General features: G+C 80.2%; 1 protein-coding gene. It reads left to right on the top strand.

The genetic code is table 11. From position 1 onward, the window contains the following. Window positions 1–343: HAD family hydrolase (locus tag ADK60_RS26425; protein ID WP_159400593.1), on the top strand; the 343-nt coding region annotated here is incomplete at both ends.

Raw genomic sequence — 343 nt, forward strand, 5'->3', positions numbered from 1 at the left:
CGCGGCCGCCGTCGCCACCGCGGCCGCCGAACGCCTCGGCACCCTGCCCGCCGTCGACGGCTTCCGGAACGTCCCCGGCCTCGGCGTCCAGGGCGTCGTCGACGGCCACGCGGTCGTCGCCGGACGCGAGGCCCTGCTCACCGAGCACGCCCAACCACTGCCCGCCCCGCTCGCCGAGGCCAAGCGGGCCGCCGAGGCCGCCGGACGGACCACCGTCGCGGTCGGCTGGGACGGCGCCGCCCGCGCCGTGCTGGAGGTCGCCGACGCCGTCAGGCCCACCAGCGCCCGGGCCGTCGCCGAACTGCGCGCCCTCGGACTGCGACCGGTCCTGCTCACCGGCGAC

The organism is Streptomyces sp. XY431, from assembly GCF_001279805.1.
Classification (GTDB): domain Bacteria; phylum Actinomycetota; class Actinomycetes; order Streptomycetales; family Streptomycetaceae; genus Kitasatospora; species Kitasatospora purpeofusca.